Origin of the sequence: Frankia sp. R82, from assembly GCF_023716925.1 — a bacterium.
GTDB lineage: Bacteria > Actinomycetota > Actinomycetes > Frankiales > Frankiaceae > Frankia.
On record NZ_JAMQQG010000020.1, the window covers coordinates 47,808 to 62,893 of the forward strand.

Here is a 15,086-nt window from a genome sequence, read left to right on the forward strand (position 1 = left end):
TGTCGGCGCGGCACCGACCATGGCGACCGGCTCGTCCGCCGGGCCGACGATGCGCAGCCGCGGGGCCGTCCCGATGCTGGTGACGCGCTGGTCACGCGCCGGACGCGTCATGTCGGACGCCCTGCGCCCGAACCGACGTCCTGCACCGTCCCGCACCGGGTGCCACCGTCCCGTGTCGTCCGCCGAGCCGGCCATCCGGGCTGCCCCGGACGCGCCATGCCGACTGGTCCACTCGATGTCTCGCGCACACCAGCAAATAGCACCCGGGGTTACACGGAGCGTTCTGTCGTGGACACGACACCTTCCGCGAGTCCGTGGCCGCCGTGCGGGCGTGGCCCGCCGTGCGCCCCGTTCACCGAGCGGTGTTCAGCGGCGGGTGCGGTCGTCGGCGAACTGGTCGGGCACCCAGCTGGGCGCCCGCTTTTCCATGAAGGCCTGCATGCCCTCGCGCGGCTCGGCGGAGTGCGACAGCGTCCAGTACATGGTCTGGTAGTCGATGAGCCCGTAGCGTTCGTTGAGCATGCGCTTGACCTGCAGACGAGCCTCCGGAGCTGTCTGCAGGACCTCCCCGGCCGCCTGCAGGGCCGCCTCGCGCAGCTGGTCGTGCGGCACGACCCGGCTGATCACGCCGAGCCGCTGCGCCTCGGCCGCGTCGAACCGGCGGGCCGACAACAGCAGGTCGCGGGCGACGGCGAGCCCGACGTGGGCGGGCAGGACCGCCGCATAGGTGGCGTCGGTGATGCCCCGCAGCAGTTCCGGGACCCGGAAGGTCGCTCGGTCGCTGACCACGGCGATGTCCGACAACATCGCGATCAGCAGTCCGCCACCCTGACAGATGCCGTTGACCGCGGAGATGACCGGCGCCGGGCTGTCCCGGATGGTCAGGAACGGCAGCAGGTCTGACCCGAGGAAGTCGGGAACGGGTGTGTCACCGGGCTCGGAGCGAGCGCCCAGATCGCCTCCGGGAGCGAAGACGTCCCCGGTACCGGTGATGATGAGGGCGGCGAGGTCGGGATCGGAGTTGACCAGCCCGACCGCCCGGCGGATGCCGAAGTACATGGCCGGGGTCAGCGCGTTGCGGGCGGCCGGACGGTCGATCACACACCAGCCGATCACGCCGTCGCGCTCGAAGCGCAGCCCCGCGGCCCCGAGGTCGTCCTTCATGACAGAGCTCCTCTCGACACCCCGGTCAAGCTCATGCGGCGCAGGCAGGGCCGGACGTGCCACTGATGGAGTCCTACCGCGTTCACCGGCCGAACGCAGTAGGATCACTGCGTCCTCCCGTCCGGCGACGTTCGGCGACGTTCGGCGAGGGACGGGTTCCCCTCGCCCACCGGGTGGCCTTCGGCCTGAACGCGGTGCCGACCGGTGGCGGGCCTGCACGCACGCGGCCGCGGCGATCGGTCATCGTGATGCAATGAGAGTCGCGAATTCCGTCCCGGCCGACGTGCTGGCGGCCGACCCGTTGCCGGCTGCGCGGGCCGCGTCGGCTGCGCGGGCCGCGTCGGCGGCCGGGCCTGCGCCCGTGCTCGAACTGCGTGCGGTCTCGTTGTGGCGCGCGGGCCGGCAGATCCTGCGTGACGTCTCGATGACCGTGCGTCCCGGGGAGTTCTGGGCGCTGATCGGCCCCAACGGGGCGGGCAAGAGCACCCTGCTGAGCCTGTGCGGTGCGGTGGCGCATCCCAGCAGTGGCACGGTGGAGGTCCTGGGTGAGCAACTTGGCCGGGTCGAGCTGCAGCGGCTGCGCCGGGTCATCGGGCATGTGAACCCCCGCCATCCGCTGCGCTCGCCGCTGCGGGTGCGCGACGTTGTCCTGACCGGGCTGACCGGCTCGGTCGAAACCCCGCCCCGCTGGCGGCCCGGCCCCGACGAGACGGCCGAGGCAGACCAGCTGATCGGTGCACTCGGCCTTGCGGCCCGCAGTGACGACCGCTGGCCGACTCTGTCCCAGGGCGAACGCGGCCGGGTCCTGGTCGCCCGCGCCCTGCTCTGCCGTCCGCGGCTGTTGTTGCTGGACGAGCCGGCCACCGGCCTGGACATCGCGGCCCGGGAGCAACTGCTGGAAACCCTCGACGCACTGCCCCGAACAGACCCCGACCTGGCCTGCATCCTCGTCACCCACCACCTGGAGGAACTACCCACCGCGATCACACACGCCGCCCTGCTGGGGGCCGGGCAGCTGACCGGTGCCGGCGCGGTGCACACGACGATCACCTCGGCGGCCATCACCGCCTGCTTCGGGCATCCCATCGACGTCCGCCACGACGACGGCCGCTGGAGCGCCCGCGCCCGCAGGCGACCGCGCTGACACCGATCGGGTGCGCCGCACCGATCCGGGACGCCGTGACGGTGTGCCGAATCAGGGCGTGCCCGCGCCGAGCGACTGCACGCGCGGCTCGTCGCCGGGACCGATGAGCAACTCCCGCCAGCGGGCGAGCTGTCCGGCGTCCGCGCCGTTCGCGGCGAGGAACCCCGCAGCGCCCCCGAATGCGCTCTCGAGTAGATCCAGCACGCTGCCGATGGCCTGCGGGTCCATCGCGGGCGCCTGCCTGCCGGTGGTGTCCGGTGATGGTGCGGCGCGCATGTGGTGGGCGTACTCCGCACGGCGGTCCAGCGCCGCCCGGACCAGGTGGATCCGCAGCCTGGTTGCCAGGTAGTCGGCGAGGATCGCCTCCCGTTCGACGCCCGCGGCCGCGAGCAGGACCGCTGTGACGACTCCTGTGCGGTCCTTACCGGCCGCGCAGTGCACCAGTGCGGGGGTACGCCCGTCCGAGATCAGGAACCGCAGGACGCGGACCAGCCTGGCACCGGCCGACTCGAGCATCAGGGCGTACAGCTCGGCGAGCTCCTCGCCGGCCCGGTACCGCAACGCCGCCGGATCGGCCAGGCCGGAGAGGTCGACCAGAGGTTCGTGCAGCCAGGTGATGCCGAGCTGCGGAAACCAGGCGGCCGGGCGGGGATGCTCGAACGGCGCACGCAGATCCACCACACCACGCAGGCCGACGTCGTCCCGCAACAGTGCGATGTCCCCGATGGTCGCGGCGTCGAGGCTGTCGCCGCGCAGCAGCACCCGCGGTCGCACGACACCTCCGGCGGCGGGAAGTCCGCCCAGGTCGCGGACGTTGTGCGCGCCGACGAGATCGATCCAGTGCGGCTCGTTCCCGAGGGCGGTCATGCGACGGCATCCGGACGGCTCGCGCTTTCTCCTTGCTCGGGCGTGCCCGGGTTCTGCTGGCCGGGGGCGCCGGTGGTCCACCGCTCGCGCTCGGCGGCGCGGCGGCGGGCCAGCGTCATCGTGAAGCCCGCCGGCTTGAGGGTCAGCGTCTGCCGCACGTCGAGGGAGTAGCCGCCGTGATCGAGCAGGCGGTACCGGTGGACGAGCAGGGCCAGCATCAGCATGGCCTCGTGCAGCGCGAACTGCTGTCCGATGCACGATCGCTGCCCGGTGCCGAACGGCTTGTACGAGTGTGGCGGCCGTTGCGCCATCTGGTCCCGACCGAATCGGCTGGCATCGAACAGCTCGACGTCGTCCCCCCACACCGCGTCCCGGTGCAGCATGGAGGTCACCACGCTGATCGTCTCCCCGGCTCGGACCGGATACCGTCCGGCCAGCAGGGTGTCGTGCAGGGGGCGGCGGTCGAACGACGGCGCCGTCGGCCACAGCCGCAACGCCTCCTGCAGGACCTGCCGGATGTAGGTCAGCTTCCGGACCTCGGCGAACGCCGGTTCGGGATTCGGATCGGCGCCAAAGGCGACGTCGACCTCCCGCTGGGCCAGGTGCAGCGTCTCCGGGTCCTTCATCAGATAGTAGAGCGCGAACGACAGCAGCCCGGACGTCGTCTCGTGGCCGGCGATGAGGAAGCTGATCACCTGGAAGCGGACGTTCAGCTCGTCGAGCAGTTCCCCGGTCTGCGGGTACGGGGCGGCCAGCATGAGGTCGAGCAGGTCCTTCGGGCCGGTGGACGGCGCCGCCCGGCGGGCCCTGATCACCTCGTCGACGGTCTGCGCCATGGTCGCGCAGTCCGCTCGGTACTGCCCGGTCAGGTCCGGGTCTTCGGCTCCCGGTGCCCGACCCACCTGGAGGCGACTGTAGGTCAGGGCGCCGTTCATCGCGCGGACGAACGGATGGGGCTCCTCGCGTGTGAACGATTCGAGGTCGTAGCCGAATCCGGCCAGGCCGATGGTGTCCAGCGTCATTCTGGTCAGGTCGCCCGGGACGTCGACCGGGGTGGGGCCGGTCCCGCCCTGCCCCGCTGCCTGGTCCCACCGGTCGAGCAGTCGGCGTGCCGCGCGGAGCATGAACGCGTGGTAGCCGCGCAGGCCGTCGACCGCGAACGCGGGCCGCAGAATGGTGTGGGCCCTGCGCCAGTTCTCCTCCTCCGTGTAGGCGGTGAACAGTCCGTCTCCGATGTACTCCCGCGCGAAGCGCAGCCCCGCTCCCAGGTCCTTGCCGAAGCGCGAGTCATCGCAGACGTCGGCCACCAGCTCCTGCGAGGAGACCAGCAGGGGGGCGTAGTCGTCGCTGATCCGCCAGCGGTAGATCGGCCCCAGCCGACGGGCGACCCGTACACAGGCCAGGCTGTACCCGTCGTCGCCGAACTCCTCCGCTGTGACGGTCGCCTCCGGTATCCCGTCCGGACCCGGCGGCGCGCCGCCGGTGGTCACGCTGGAGATTCTGGCTGCCATGGTGACGTCCTCCCTTGGTGGGGATGTGGCGGACGCGGTGTCGCCGCGCCGCGGCGAGCTGGGCGGTCGAGACGGCGCTCAGCGGTAGAGGGCGTCGATCTCGTCCGCGAGGTCGTGCAGGACCTTGGCCCGGACGAGCTTTCCCGAGCTGGTGAGATGGCCGGCGGACATGCTGAGGTCGCCGGGGACGAGCCGCCATCGGCGGATCGACTCGGCCCGGGACACCAGGGTGTTCGCGGCGTTGACGGCACGCTGGATCCAGGTTTCGACCTCCCCGGGTGACAGCCGCCGCCGGGCCGCCTCGGCGGCGTCCACGGCGATCAGCGCGGTCACGTATGGCCGCTGGTCGCCGACAACGACGCACTGGGTGATCAACGGGTCGGCGCGCAGCCGGTCCTCGAGCGGAGCGGGCGCGACGTTCTTGCCCGAGGATGTGATCAGAATGTCCTTGCGCCGGCCGGTGATCCGGATGAAACCGTCGCCGTCGACGACCCCGAGATCGCCGGTACGGATCGAGAAGGGCCCGGGCCCGCATCGGCCGGGATCGACCTCTCCCCAGTAGCCCGGCGACACGTTGCCGCCGGTGATGATCAGCTCGCCCGACTCGTCGACGGCAATCGAGGTTCCCGGGTTCGGGCGGCCGACCGTGCCGAGCCGGTTGTCGGTGGCCCGGTTGATCGCGGCGGCGGCCGCCGACTCCGTCATCCCGTAGGCGCCCAGGACGGTGATCCCGCGGCGATGGAACGACTTCTGGTGTTCGGGTGCGAGCGAGGCCCCGCCACAGATGACGTAGGTGAGTCCGCCCATCGCCCGGGCCGCACGGCCACGGCCCTCCCGCTCGTCCGCCAGCACCGTCCGGTCGAGCTTGTCCAGCAGGTAGGGGGTGAGCGCGAGGAAGGTCGGCGGTTGTTGGTACATCGCGTCGAACATCTCGGCCGGCTGTCCGACCACCGTGGCCTCACCGCCGACGAGCAGCGTGGCCAGCAGCGCGGAGCGCCCGTACATGTGGGACAACGGCAGGGCGATCACCGTGCGGGGCCGCGTTCCGTCCGCCGGGGTGAAGATCTCCGGCAGCGCCGCGGCGACGTTGGCCGCCCCGCAGTAGACGTTGCGATGGGTGAGGATGCAGCCCTTCGGTTCGCCGGTCGTGCCGCTGGTGAACACGACGGTGGCGACGTCCCCGGCGCTCACCGGCCCGTCGCGGCCGGCCGCGACCGTGACGGGGTCGACCGCCGTCGTGGGGTCGGCGATGACCGCGGCCACGCCCGACTCGCGCAGCAGGGTGCACCGCGGCGCGATGTCGGCCACGCCGACCGCGGGCGCGGTGGTCCGGACGATGTGCCTGACCTGGTCAGCCGAGCTGGTCGGGTAGATCGGCACCACGACGGCACCGATCCGCAGGGCGGCGAAGTCGGCGACGACCCAGTCCAGGCCGCTGTCGCCGATCAGCGCCAGCCGGTCGCCATGGCGCAGGCCGTGGCCGCGCAGTCGGTCGGCGAACCGTGCCACCAGCTCAGCGAGCTCCCGGTGGCTCACGGCCTCCCAGCCGTGGTGGGTCCGGTGGCGAATGGCGGCGCTGTCGCCATGCCGGCGGCAGCCTCGGTCCAGCAGGGGCCAGATGCTCTCCTGCTCGGCGAGACCGGCGGAACCGTCCCCGGCCGCGTCCCGGCCCACCGTGGCGGGGACGGAGCCACCCGGCTCAGCGCGGGACATGGCTCACCGGGCCCACCTCGTGGGTACCGACGGGTTCGAAGGCGCAGGCGAACTCGAGGTACGCCTTTCCGATCAGGTTTCCCGCGCTGTCGTGCAGGTACGCCTTGGCATCGCAGTTCACCCGCGCCGCGCCGGGATCGGCCAGCGCGGCGGACAGCATCTGCTCGTCCATGACGGCCGACACGGACACATCACGGGTGCCGGGCTTCAGGAAGTCGATCCGGCAGTTTCTGAGGAAGAACATGGACAGCTCCCGCAGCCGACGGGTGGTCGCCCCGAGGAAGGCCGCCGAACCCGCCAGATCGGCCGCCAGGAAAAGCACGCCCGCGTGCAGGGTGCCGACGGTGTTGGTCAGCGTCGCCCGGTGGGCGATCTCGACGCGGCCGCCGGTCGGGCCGACCTCGGCGATGGTCAGGTCGACGAGGGTGTTGAACGGGACGGAGGCCTGGAGAACCGCACGCAGGCCGTCGTAGTCGGGATTTTCGCCCGCGTACGGGTGGAGCACGGAGAATGGTGTGGACACAGTTCCGGCCGGCGCCGGGATACCCGTCACAGCCTCGTTCCTGTCTGCGCGTCGAAATGGTGCAGGGACCCGGCGGGGACCAGCACGCGGATCCGCTGGCCGACCGCGACCGGGGTGGCCGCCGGGAACTCGACACTCCATGGGCCGTGGTCGCCCACGCAGTGGGCCATCCGCCGATCCCCGACGAACTCGGTGACGTCGACCTCACCCTCGAACACCTCGCCCGCGTCGGTCGGCGCGGCTGGCGGGCTGGTCACGCCCAGGGCGATCGCGTCGGCCGGGCGCCAGCCCAGCAGCCGGCCTCGGGAATCCGCCACGATGTTCATCGCGGGACTGCCGAGGAAGCGGGCGACGAACAGGTTCGCCGGGCAGCGCCAGATCTCCTCGGGCGTGCCGGCCTGTTCGAGCCGGCCCGCGCGGAGAACCACCACCCGCGTACCCAGCGACAGCGCCTCGGCCTGGTCGTGGGTGACCAGGACGAAGGTTCCCGCCACCTCGCGGTGCAGCCGGATGAGCTCGGCCCGTGCCTGCGCACGCAGGCCGGCGTCCAGGTTGGACAGCGGCTCGTCGAGCAGCAGGACGGGCTTGCGGCGGACCAGGGCCCGGGCCAGGGCCACCCGTTGCCGTTCTCCGCCGGACAGCTCGCGGGGTCGGCGGCCGAGCTTGTCTCCCAGCCCGAGCAGGTCGCACACGTCGCGCACCCGTCGGGAGATCTCCGCTCGTGGCAGGGCACCCCGGCCGGCGTGCTTCGCCTCCAGCACCAGTCCGAAGCCGACGTTGGCAGCCACCGTCATGTGCGGGTACAGGGCGAAGTCCTGGAAGACCATTGCCACGCCCCGCTCGCCCGGCCTGGCCGCGGTGATGTCCTGCCCGTCGATGTGGATGTGCCCGGCCTCCGGGGTCTCCAGCCCTGCGATCATCCGCAGCAGCGTCGACTTGCCGCAGCCGGACGGTCCGACGAGCACCGTCAGGGAACCCGCCGGGACGGACAACGCGGGCAGGTCCACCGCCGGCGTCGAGCCGAACGACTTGCGTACCGAGCGCAGCTCGATGCCCCCGGAGGGGGCGGCCGCCACCACGGCCGGCGGCGTGGGCACCCGCCCCCGTTCCCGGGCCGCGGACTCGGGTTGTCTCATCACGTCTGTCATTTGATTCCCGACTGCAGGAATGCATGGGTGATGCGCCGCGACGCGATGGCGTAGACCGCGAGGACGGGAAGCGTCGTGATCATCGCGGCCGCGAGCAGTGCTCCGGACGTCGGGCCCTCCTGGTTCCCGAGCAACTGGAGTCCGGCCTGAATGGTCGTGTGGTTCACCTGGGGCGCGATCAGCGTCGGCCACAGGTATTCGTTCCAGGTGTTGACGAAGACCAGGATCGACACGGCGGCGAGCGCCGGGCGTAACAGTGGGAGCACCACCAGGCGCAGCGTCTCCGCCGGCCGGGCGCCGTCCATGATCGACGCCTCGAGCAGGCTGGTGGGGATGTCGACCAGGTACTCCCGCAGCAGCAGGATCGGCAGGCCGCACGCCGCGAGCTGCGGGATGATCAGCCCGAGGTAGGTGTCGCGCCAGCCGAGGTGGCTGGCGATCAGGAACTGCGGGATGATCAGCATCTGCGGCGGTATGACCACCGCCGCGCCGGCCAGCAGTACCACGGCACCGCCCCAGCGCGGGCGGAAGCGCACCAGTGCGTACGCCGCGCCGATCGCCACCGTGACCTGCAGCAGGGTGGCGGCGATCGCCATGATGGCGGTGTTCAGCAGCATCGTCCCGATCGGGAAGCGGAATATTGCGTCCCGGTAGTTCTCCACCGACATCGGCCAGGGGATCGGGCTGGTCGAGAACAGGTCGTTCGCCGGCCGCAGCGACGTGACCGCCACCCAGAACAGCGGGAACAGCAACCCGATGATGACGATCAGTATCGCCGCGTGCCGACCGGTCGCGGCGACCGCGACCCGCGGGCGGAGTCCGACGTGGCGCACCGCGATCACCCGGCCGTCGGTGCGTCGGCATGGCGGACCCGCCCGATCGCCAGCCGCACCAGCACGTATCCGGCGGCGACGCCCACGGTGATCACCACTGCCGCGGCCGCGGCGGTGCCGGTGTCGAAGAACGTGAACGCATACGTGTAGAGCCGGTAGTAGACGTTGTCGGTGGCGCCGTTCGGGCCCCCCTGGGTCACGAGCGCGACGTTGGTGAAGACCCATTGCCCGGCCAACAGCACACACAACAACCCGAGCAGGGCGACTGGTCGGATCAGCTGCGCTGCGATGACGTGGCGGACGATCTCCCAGCTCGTGGCGCCGTCAACCCGGGCCGCCTCGATGGTTGACTGGTCGATCGCCGACAGGGAGGCGGAGAACAGCAGGGTGTTGAGGCCGATGATCTTTCCGGTGGTCATGGCCACGATGACCACGGGTGCCCACGACGGGTCGTTCAGCCATCCCGGGCCGGGCAGCCCGAGGTCGGCGAGGACGGTGTTCGTGATGCCCTGCAACGGGTTGAGGACGAACTGCCAGGAGACCGCGTTGGCGGCAGGCGCGAGCACCACCGGCAGGAACAGCAGTGCGCGGTAAAGGCTGGACACCCGTCCGGGCCGCAGCCACAGGGTGATGGCCAGGGCGAGTGGCACCACCGTGGCCAGTGGCAGCATCATGAGCACGTACCACCCGGTCTGCCAGATCGCACGGTGGAAGTCGTGGTCGGCGAGCAGACGGCGATAGTTCGCCACCCCCACGTAGCGGGCCGGCGTGATGAGGTCCCAGTCCAGCAGGCTCGCGACGCCGGTGGCGACCATGGGCACGTAGACCCAGGTCGCCAGCGAGAGGATGGCCGGCGCCGAGTACACCCAGGGCCCCGAGCGGGCTCTGACGCCGCACCCGCCCTGAGCGGGCGGCGCAGGCGGGGTGGGACTGACCGGCGTGGGCTCGAGCGTGACGCCGGCCATCATCGCCTCGGTCATCGGGCCAGAGACCGGATCTTGGTCGCGGTCGCCCTGAGCGCCGACGCCGCGTCTGCCCCCTGCAGGACGATCGGTGTGACCGCCTCGTCCTGGAGTGCGACCACCGCCTGATTGGCGTGGTTGCCCGGAAAGTAGGTGTACGGCGTCACGTCGTTGAGCTGGCTCAGCGACGGCAGGAGATGCCGGTTCTGCTGGAAGTAGGTGCCGAGATAGGCCGGATCCGACACGATGGCCGGCCGCAGCGGCAGGTACCCGATGGTCTTCGTGAGGATCGTGAAGCCCTGTGGGCTGGTGAGGAACCGGATGAACTTCCAGGCCGCCTGCTGTCTGCGTCTGTCCTTGCCGAAGACCGCCAGGCCGGCGCCCGAGTAGGTGGGCCTGGCCTTCGAGCCGTCGAACGAGGGGAACGCGGTGGTGCGGAGATCGAACGTGCCCTTCGCGGACTTCTCGAACGCGGACATGGCCGCCGTCGTGTAGACCATCATGCCGATCTTCCCGCCCGCGAAGGCGGCCTGGGCATCGGTCGCTGACACCTTGGGCTGCAGGCCGCTCACGACGAGGTCCCGGATCGCGTTCAGGCCGGCGATCGAACGGGGCGAGTCGACGGTGACGGCGCCGCTGGCATTGACGGCGCCGCCGCCCGTGCTGTTCATGACCGACTGGGTCAGGTAGTCGGACTTACCGGAATCCGCGACGGCGACATAGACGCCCTGTTTTCCGGTCCTGGTGATGGCGCTCGCCGCGGTCTTCACCTCGGCGAGCGTCGTCGGCGGCCTGTCCGGGTCCAGACCGGCCGCGCGGAAGATGTCTGCGTTGTAGTACAGGATCGGCACCGAGACGGAGAACGGCATGATGTCGACCTTGCCGGTGGTGCCGTTGCGGACCGCCTTCAGGATGTTCGGGTAGATCCCGTCGATGCCGGTCTGCCACTCGGTCGTCGTCGGGATGTCCTGGACCGGGACGAGGGGAAGGGTCGCGCGGGCCTCGCCGGCCTTGCTCCAGCCGAGTTGGACCACGTCCGGCGAACTCCCCGCCGCGATCTCGGTGCGAAGCTTGGTCAGGACGTCCGCGGCGGCGACCGCCTCCGGCCTGATCCTGATGTCCGGATTGGCCTTTTCGAACTCGTCGATCAGCTGCTGCGTACCGGCGCCGCAGCAGGGAGTCCCGTAGTTGTACGACATGAACCGGATCGTCACCGGGCCGCTGCCGCCGGCCGCCGTGCCGCTGCTCGACCCGCCGCAGGCGGACACCGTCAGTCCCAGCGCCACGGCGACCACGGTCGCGGCGAGCCCGAAACGGAACCTGCCTCTTTCGGCTCCCATCATCACCGCTCGTCTTTTGTGACGGTCGAGAAGGTCATGCCGGGCTCGCCGACATGGATGGGGCCGGAGTATTCGGCAGCGGCATCGTCCCGCCGCGCCTGCTTCCATTCCCTCTGTGGCGCGGTGAAATGTGTCAGCACCAGTTTCCGGGTGCCGGCCAGAGCTGCCGCCCGGCCGACCTCGGCTCCCGAGAGATGACCGTGGTGGGTGCTGTCGGGCGCTTGCAGCGATGCTTCGGCGAGGAATATGTCGGTGTCCTTGGCCAGCGTCACCAGGTTATCGTTGTAGCTGGTGTCACCCGTGAATCCGAGACTACCGGACGGGCCGTCGACCCGAATTCCGCAGTCGGGTGAGGAGTGCACCATCGGGATCATGCTGACGGTGCAGTCGGCGATCTCGTACGACGCGCCGCGCCTGTACTCGATGACCTCGAAAGCCAGTTCGAAGGCTCTGTTGAGGTGGGGGATGGTACGGACCGGGAAGAGCTCGGCAAGCCGGTCGAGCGTCACCCGTCCGCCCTGGGGGACGAGCAGTTTGATCCGGCGGCCGCTGTCGTCGCCGTGGAACTCGCCCCTGCCGTCGGTGTCGACCAGCCAGGTCTTTCCGTACGGCAGCATCGCCTGCTTTCCGATCGGCAGCACGTCGTAGCAGTGGTCGAGATGCATGTGGCTGATGACGACCGCGTCCAGCTGGCTGGCATGAATAAACTTCGTCAGCATCACCGCAATCCCCGGACCGCAGTCCATGAGGATACTCGACCGCTCCGTCCGCACCAGGTATCCCGAGCTGGCCGCGCCGTCCGCGGGCATTCCAGCTCGGTTACCCACTATTGTCAACTCCATGTGCTCCTCATTCTGGACTAATGTGCTGGCGGACCTCAGATTAGCCCGCCGCGAAGGGGTTCACCAGGAAGCATTTGGACTGCCAATAGTTCTATGTGCGCGGTGACTGGAATGGCATTTACCCGGCTTGTTCGCCCGCTGGGGTGGGTGATTCCGACCAGCTGTTTCCGAGAATTTACCGTTGCGTTCCCGGTGCGGCTACCCGGGTGTGTGTGGGCACCTGCGTGTGGCCAGGTGCTGGGGAGGTGCCGCCCTGGCGGGCCCTGACTACGGTGAGGGCAGCGGCCGGTAGCGGCTGGCCCGCAACGGCGGCGTCACTCCGTGGATACGCAGCGCGGTCACCCGGTGATGGAAAGCGGCGCCCCGCATGATGTGGTGGGCGAGCTCCGCTGCCCGGCGGGCCTCGACTGGTTCCAGGTGGGTTCCCCGCAGCCAGGTGTTGCAGGCTCCCATCGCCGGGCCGCACCAGATCTGGTAGTCCGCGACCCGGTCGGCGGCGCCGGACGTGGCCCAGCGCGAGGACAGCCCGAGATACCAGCGGAAGATCAGCGCCATCTGCCGCTTGTCGTTGCCTTCGGCTCGCTGGAGCTGAGCGGGGTCGCGTTCGGCGAAGTACCGGCGGGTGTCCGCCCAGACCTCCTCCAGTGGAACGCGAAAGACGTTGCGTTCCAGCGCGGCGCGTTCCGGCCCCGCGATGTCCGCAATGCGGTCGTAGCGTCGGTAGAGCTCGAACAGCTGGCGCGCGCGAGCGGCGAACATCGATCCACGCCGCAGGACCTGTACCTGGGCGCCGATCTCGAACATGTCAGCCGAGGGCGCCAGCTCACAGTCGGCCATCTCCGCCGCGCCGAGCATGGCCTTCGCCGTCGCGGACTGGGCGGACTCCACACATGCCTGGTTGATCGACCCGGTGACCACATAGTCGGCGCCCATGGTGAAGGCCGCCGCCGCGGCCGCCGGCGTCCCGATGCCGCCGGCCGCGCCGACGCGTGCCGGGCGACCGGAGTGGCTCGACCCGATCTCGTCGCGCAGGGCGATGATCTCGCCGAGCAGGACGGACAGCGGGCGCCCGTCGGTGTGGCCGCCGGAGTCGGACTCCGCGGTGATGTCATCGGCCATCGGCACGGTGGCTGCCAGGCGCGCCTGCTGCGCGGTGATCTGACCGCCGCGCAGCAGGACATCGAGGAGTCCCGGCGGCGCCGGCCGCAGGAACAGCCCGGCGATCTCCCGGCGCGAGACCTTCGCGATGACCCGGTTGGCGATCGTGGGCCGCCCGTCGCGGGCGACGCTCAGGCCGCGGGCGCGGTAACGGACGATGTCCGGGGTCAGGTCGAGGAACGCCGATGCCTCGACGCAGTGCACACCGTGACGTAGGCAGGCATCGACCGTGTCGCGCTCCATCGCCGGCTCGCTGGGGCTGTGGATGACGTTGCACGCGTACGGGCGCCCGGTCAGCCGGTGCCGCAGCAGGCCGAGTGCACCGTCCAGGCGGTCGGTCGGCAGGCCGGCGGCACCGAACGAGGCGAGCAGCCCGTGCTCGGCCAGGCTGATCACCAGATCTGTCGACGCGATCCCGCCCGCCATCGCACCAGCGTGGTAGCACTGGCGGACGCCGTGTGCGCGCAGGAACGCGCGGGAGCCGAGGTGCTCGGGCGGCAGCGGCCCGAGGGTGAGCAGCCGCCGCCCGCGCGTCCCGTTCGGGCCGCTGCCGTCGTTGGACAGCCAGTATCCGTCCGTGTGCCGGACGACGTGGACGGGTTCGTCCAGTCGGCTCAGCACCAGGTAGACGTCGGCCGTCGACTGGGTCCGGGTCGTGGCGTCGAGAACATGCGCCATGGGAGTCCCTCATGGAGGAGAAGGAGAAGAAGGAGGCCGGCGGCTCGCACCGGCCATCCGGAGGGCCGACCGGGCCGGAGACCAACGCTCGCGGTGGCATCTGAACTGGTCGTGAACGAGGCGCCACGGCAGTCCCAAAGGGGCCTTAACTGCAGCGGAAGAAGAATTGATCCAGACGATTCCACATGGTGAATCATCAGGATTGTCGATGCTTCTGGATCGATGGTCGAGCTGGTGTTGAAATGAGATCAACAGCCTGGTGACGCGGGTGCTCCGGACCGGCCACCAGGATGAGTGTGCGTAGCGCTGGTGTCGACGAAGGCGCGTACCGACGCCGATCGAAGGATCATGACTGCACGTTTCTTCCTGCCTCCGGCGGGCCTGCCGCAGGCGCCCCAGATGCACGTATAGGGAAAAACGATGATGGCACGGACAATGCAGGGTCGGACGGCAATGGTGATCGGAGCCTCCGGTGGAGTAGGTCGAGCGGTGGCGCTGGCCTTCGCCCGTGAGGGGGCTGACGTCGCGCTGGCGGGCCGTGACCCCGGAGCGCTCGAACGCGTGGCCTCGAACTGCCGGGAGCAGAACGTGGCAGTTGTCACATCGGCGTTCGACATGACCGACGAGAAGGCCGTCCTTGCCGCGGTAGCAGCGGTCGGCATGCAGTTGGCTGTGCCGAACGTGCTGGTCAACGCGGCCGGAACTCCGGACAGCCGGCGGTTCGCCGACGTCACTGTCGATCTCTGGCGAAGCGTCATGCGAGTGCACGTGGAAGGTCCGCTCGTGCTCATGCGGGCGGTCCTCCCCGCTATGGTTTCCGTCGGCGGCGGCGCGATCATAAACATCGGCTCGAGCGCCGCCGTCGTCGGTTTTCCCTACGCCGCCCCGTACACCGCCGCGAAACATGCTCTGCTCGGGCTGACCCGATCCGTCGCCGCCGAGTACGCCGATCGGCGAGTAACCGTGAACTGCGTCTGCCCGTATTACGTGGACACCCCTGGCACGCGACGCGTCATTGGCGATCGTATGCAGGCAAAGGGGTGCGACCATGAAGAGGCGATCAGGCCTTTCCTCAACCCGCAGCGCTGCCTGGTATCGGCCGAGGATGTCGCGGCCGTCTGCGTGCTACTTGCCTCTGACGGAGGCAGGTCGATCACCGGTCAGGCGCTGAACGTCGACGGTGGAAAAGTCCAGAGCTGAATC

Annotated in this window: 13 protein-coding genes; 2 read left to right on the forward strand and 11 right to left on the reverse strand. The window is 70.2% G+C overall.

The window, feature by feature from the left end:
* Window positions 1–366: 366 nt before the first annotated feature.
* Entirely contained in the window at window positions 367–1,164 is a 798-nt protein-coding gene (locus ND747_RS05995; RefSeq protein WP_251732456.1) for an enoyl-CoA hydratase/isomerase family protein, read from the reverse strand.
* A 253-nt stretch (window positions 1,165–1,417) separates the two neighbouring features.
* On the opposite strand from ND747_RS05995, the gene ND747_RS06000 reads away from it, so the two are divergent.
* Window positions 1,418–2,308: an ABC transporter ATP-binding protein gene (locus tag ND747_RS06000; RefSeq protein WP_251732457.1), complete on the forward strand. Its 891-nt coding sequence runs from the start codon at window positions 1,418–1,420 to the stop codon at window positions 2,306–2,308.
* 51 nt (window positions 2,309–2,359) lie between these two features.
* Here ND747_RS06000 and ND747_RS06005 read toward each other — a convergent pair whose 3' ends face one another.
* The 10 genes from ND747_RS06005 to ND747_RS06050 form a co-directional block, all read right to left on the reverse strand.
* On the reverse strand, window positions 2,360–3,175 hold the full coding sequence (locus ND747_RS06005; protein ID WP_251732458.1) for a tyrosine-protein phosphatase: 816 nt from the start codon (window positions 3,173–3,175) through the stop codon (window positions 2,360–2,362).
* Window positions 3,172–4,686 carry a cytochrome P450 gene (locus ND747_RS06010; RefSeq protein ID WP_251732459.1) on the reverse strand — a complete coding sequence of 505 codons (1,515 nt, stop codon included), beginning with the start codon at window positions 4,684–4,686 and terminating at the stop codon, window positions 3,172–3,174. Before ND747_RS06010 ends, ND747_RS06005 begins: the two co-directional genes overlap by 4 nt.
* A 78-nt stretch (window positions 4,687–4,764) precedes the next feature.
* Window positions 4,765–6,399 carry a long-chain fatty acid--CoA ligase gene (locus tag ND747_RS06015; RefSeq protein ID WP_251732460.1) on the reverse strand — a complete coding sequence of 545 codons (1,635 nt, stop codon included), beginning with the start codon at window positions 6,397–6,399 and terminating at the stop codon, window positions 4,765–4,767.
* On the reverse strand, window positions 6,386–6,952 hold the full coding sequence (locus ND747_RS06020) for a DUF4442 domain-containing protein (protein ID WP_251732461.1): 567 nt from the start codon (window positions 6,950–6,952) through the stop codon (window positions 6,386–6,388). The genes ND747_RS06015 and ND747_RS06020 overlap by 14 nt, the downstream gene beginning before the upstream one ends.
* On the reverse strand, window positions 6,949–8,058 hold the full coding sequence (locus tag ND747_RS06025; protein WP_251732462.1) for an ABC transporter ATP-binding protein: 1,110 nt from the start codon (window positions 8,056–8,058) through the stop codon (window positions 6,949–6,951). The genes ND747_RS06020 and ND747_RS06025 overlap by 4 nt, the downstream gene beginning before the upstream one ends.
* Window positions 8,059–8,066: 8 nt before the next feature.
* Window positions 8,067–8,912 (reverse strand): carbohydrate ABC transporter permease, encoded by an 846-nt coding sequence (locus ND747_RS06030; RefSeq protein ID WP_251732463.1) that lies wholly within the window; start codon window positions 8,910–8,912, stop codon window positions 8,067–8,069.
* Window positions 8,909–9,883 carry a carbohydrate ABC transporter permease gene (locus ND747_RS06035; RefSeq protein WP_251732464.1) on the reverse strand — a complete coding sequence of 325 codons (975 nt, stop codon included), beginning with the start codon at window positions 9,881–9,883 and terminating at the stop codon, window positions 8,909–8,911. The genes ND747_RS06030 and ND747_RS06035 overlap by 4 nt, the downstream gene beginning before the upstream one ends.
* Window positions 9,880–11,205: an ABC transporter substrate-binding protein gene (locus ND747_RS06040; RefSeq protein WP_251732465.1), complete on the reverse strand. Its 1,326-nt coding sequence runs from the start codon at window positions 11,203–11,205 to the stop codon at window positions 9,880–9,882. The genes ND747_RS06035 and ND747_RS06040 overlap by 4 nt, the downstream gene beginning before the upstream one ends.
* A gap of 2 nt (window positions 11,206–11,207) precedes the next feature.
* Window positions 11,208–12,014, reverse strand: a complete 807-nt coding sequence (locus ND747_RS06045) for an MBL fold metallo-hydrolase (RefSeq protein ID WP_251732466.1) — start codon at window positions 12,012–12,014, stop codon at window positions 11,208–11,210.
* Between the two features lie 300 nt (window positions 12,015–12,314).
* Window positions 12,315–13,883 (reverse strand): PfaD family polyunsaturated fatty acid/polyketide biosynthesis protein, encoded by a 1,569-nt coding sequence (locus tag ND747_RS06050; protein ID WP_251732467.1) that lies wholly within the window; start codon window positions 13,881–13,883, stop codon window positions 12,315–12,317.
* 453 nt (window positions 13,884–14,336) lie between these two features.
* Between ND747_RS06050 and ND747_RS06055 the strand changes: the two genes are divergently transcribed.
* A complete protein-coding gene (locus ND747_RS06055; RefSeq protein ID WP_285900066.1) occupies window positions 14,337–15,083 on the forward strand; it encodes an SDR family NAD(P)-dependent oxidoreductase in 747 nt (248 codons plus the stop codon).
* Window positions 15,084–15,086 lie beyond the last annotated feature (3 nt).

Bases quoted from the DNA above. Each gene is read 5' to 3' on its own strand.
- ND747_RS05995 (WP_251732456.1), bottom strand. From the start codon at position 1,164: ATGAAGGACGACCTCGGGGCCGCGGGGCTGCGCTTCGAGCGCGACGGC.
- ND747_RS06045 (WP_251732466.1), bottom strand. From the start codon at position 12,014: ATGCCCGCGGACGGCGCGGCCAGCTCGGGATACCTGGTGCGGACGGAG.
- ND747_RS06055 (WP_285900066.1), top strand. From the start codon at position 14,337: ATGGTGATCGGAGCCTCCGGTGGAGTAGGTCGAGCGGTGGCGCTGGCC.
- ND747_RS06010 (WP_251732459.1), bottom strand. From the start codon at position 4,686: ATGGCAGCCAGAATCTCCAGCGTGACCACCGGCGGCGCGCCGCCGGGT.
- ND747_RS06025 (WP_251732462.1), bottom strand. From the start codon at position 8,058: ATGAGACAACCCGAGTCCGCGGCCCGGGAACGGGGGCGGGTGCCCACG.
- ND747_RS06000 (WP_251732457.1), top strand. From the start codon at position 1,418: ATGAGAGTCGCGAATTCCGTCCCGGCCGACGTGCTGGCGGCCGACCCG.
- ND747_RS06035 (WP_251732464.1), bottom strand. From the start codon at position 9,883: ATGACCGAGGCGATGATGGCCGGCGTCACGCTCGAGCCCACGCCGGTC.
- ND747_RS06040 (WP_251732465.1), bottom strand. From the start codon at position 11,205: ATGGGAGCCGAAAGAGGCAGGTTCCGTTTCGGGCTCGCCGCGACCGTG.
- ND747_RS06050 (WP_251732467.1), bottom strand. From the start codon at position 13,883: ATGGCGCATGTTCTCGACGCCACGACCCGGACCCAGTCGACGGCCGAC.
- ND747_RS06015 (WP_251732460.1), bottom strand. From the start codon at position 6,399: ATGTCCCGCGCTGAGCCGGGTGGCTCCGTCCCCGCCACGGTGGGCCGG.
- ND747_RS06005 (WP_251732458.1), bottom strand. From the start codon at position 3,175: ATGACCGCCCTCGGGAACGAGCCGCACTGGATCGATCTCGTCGGCGCG.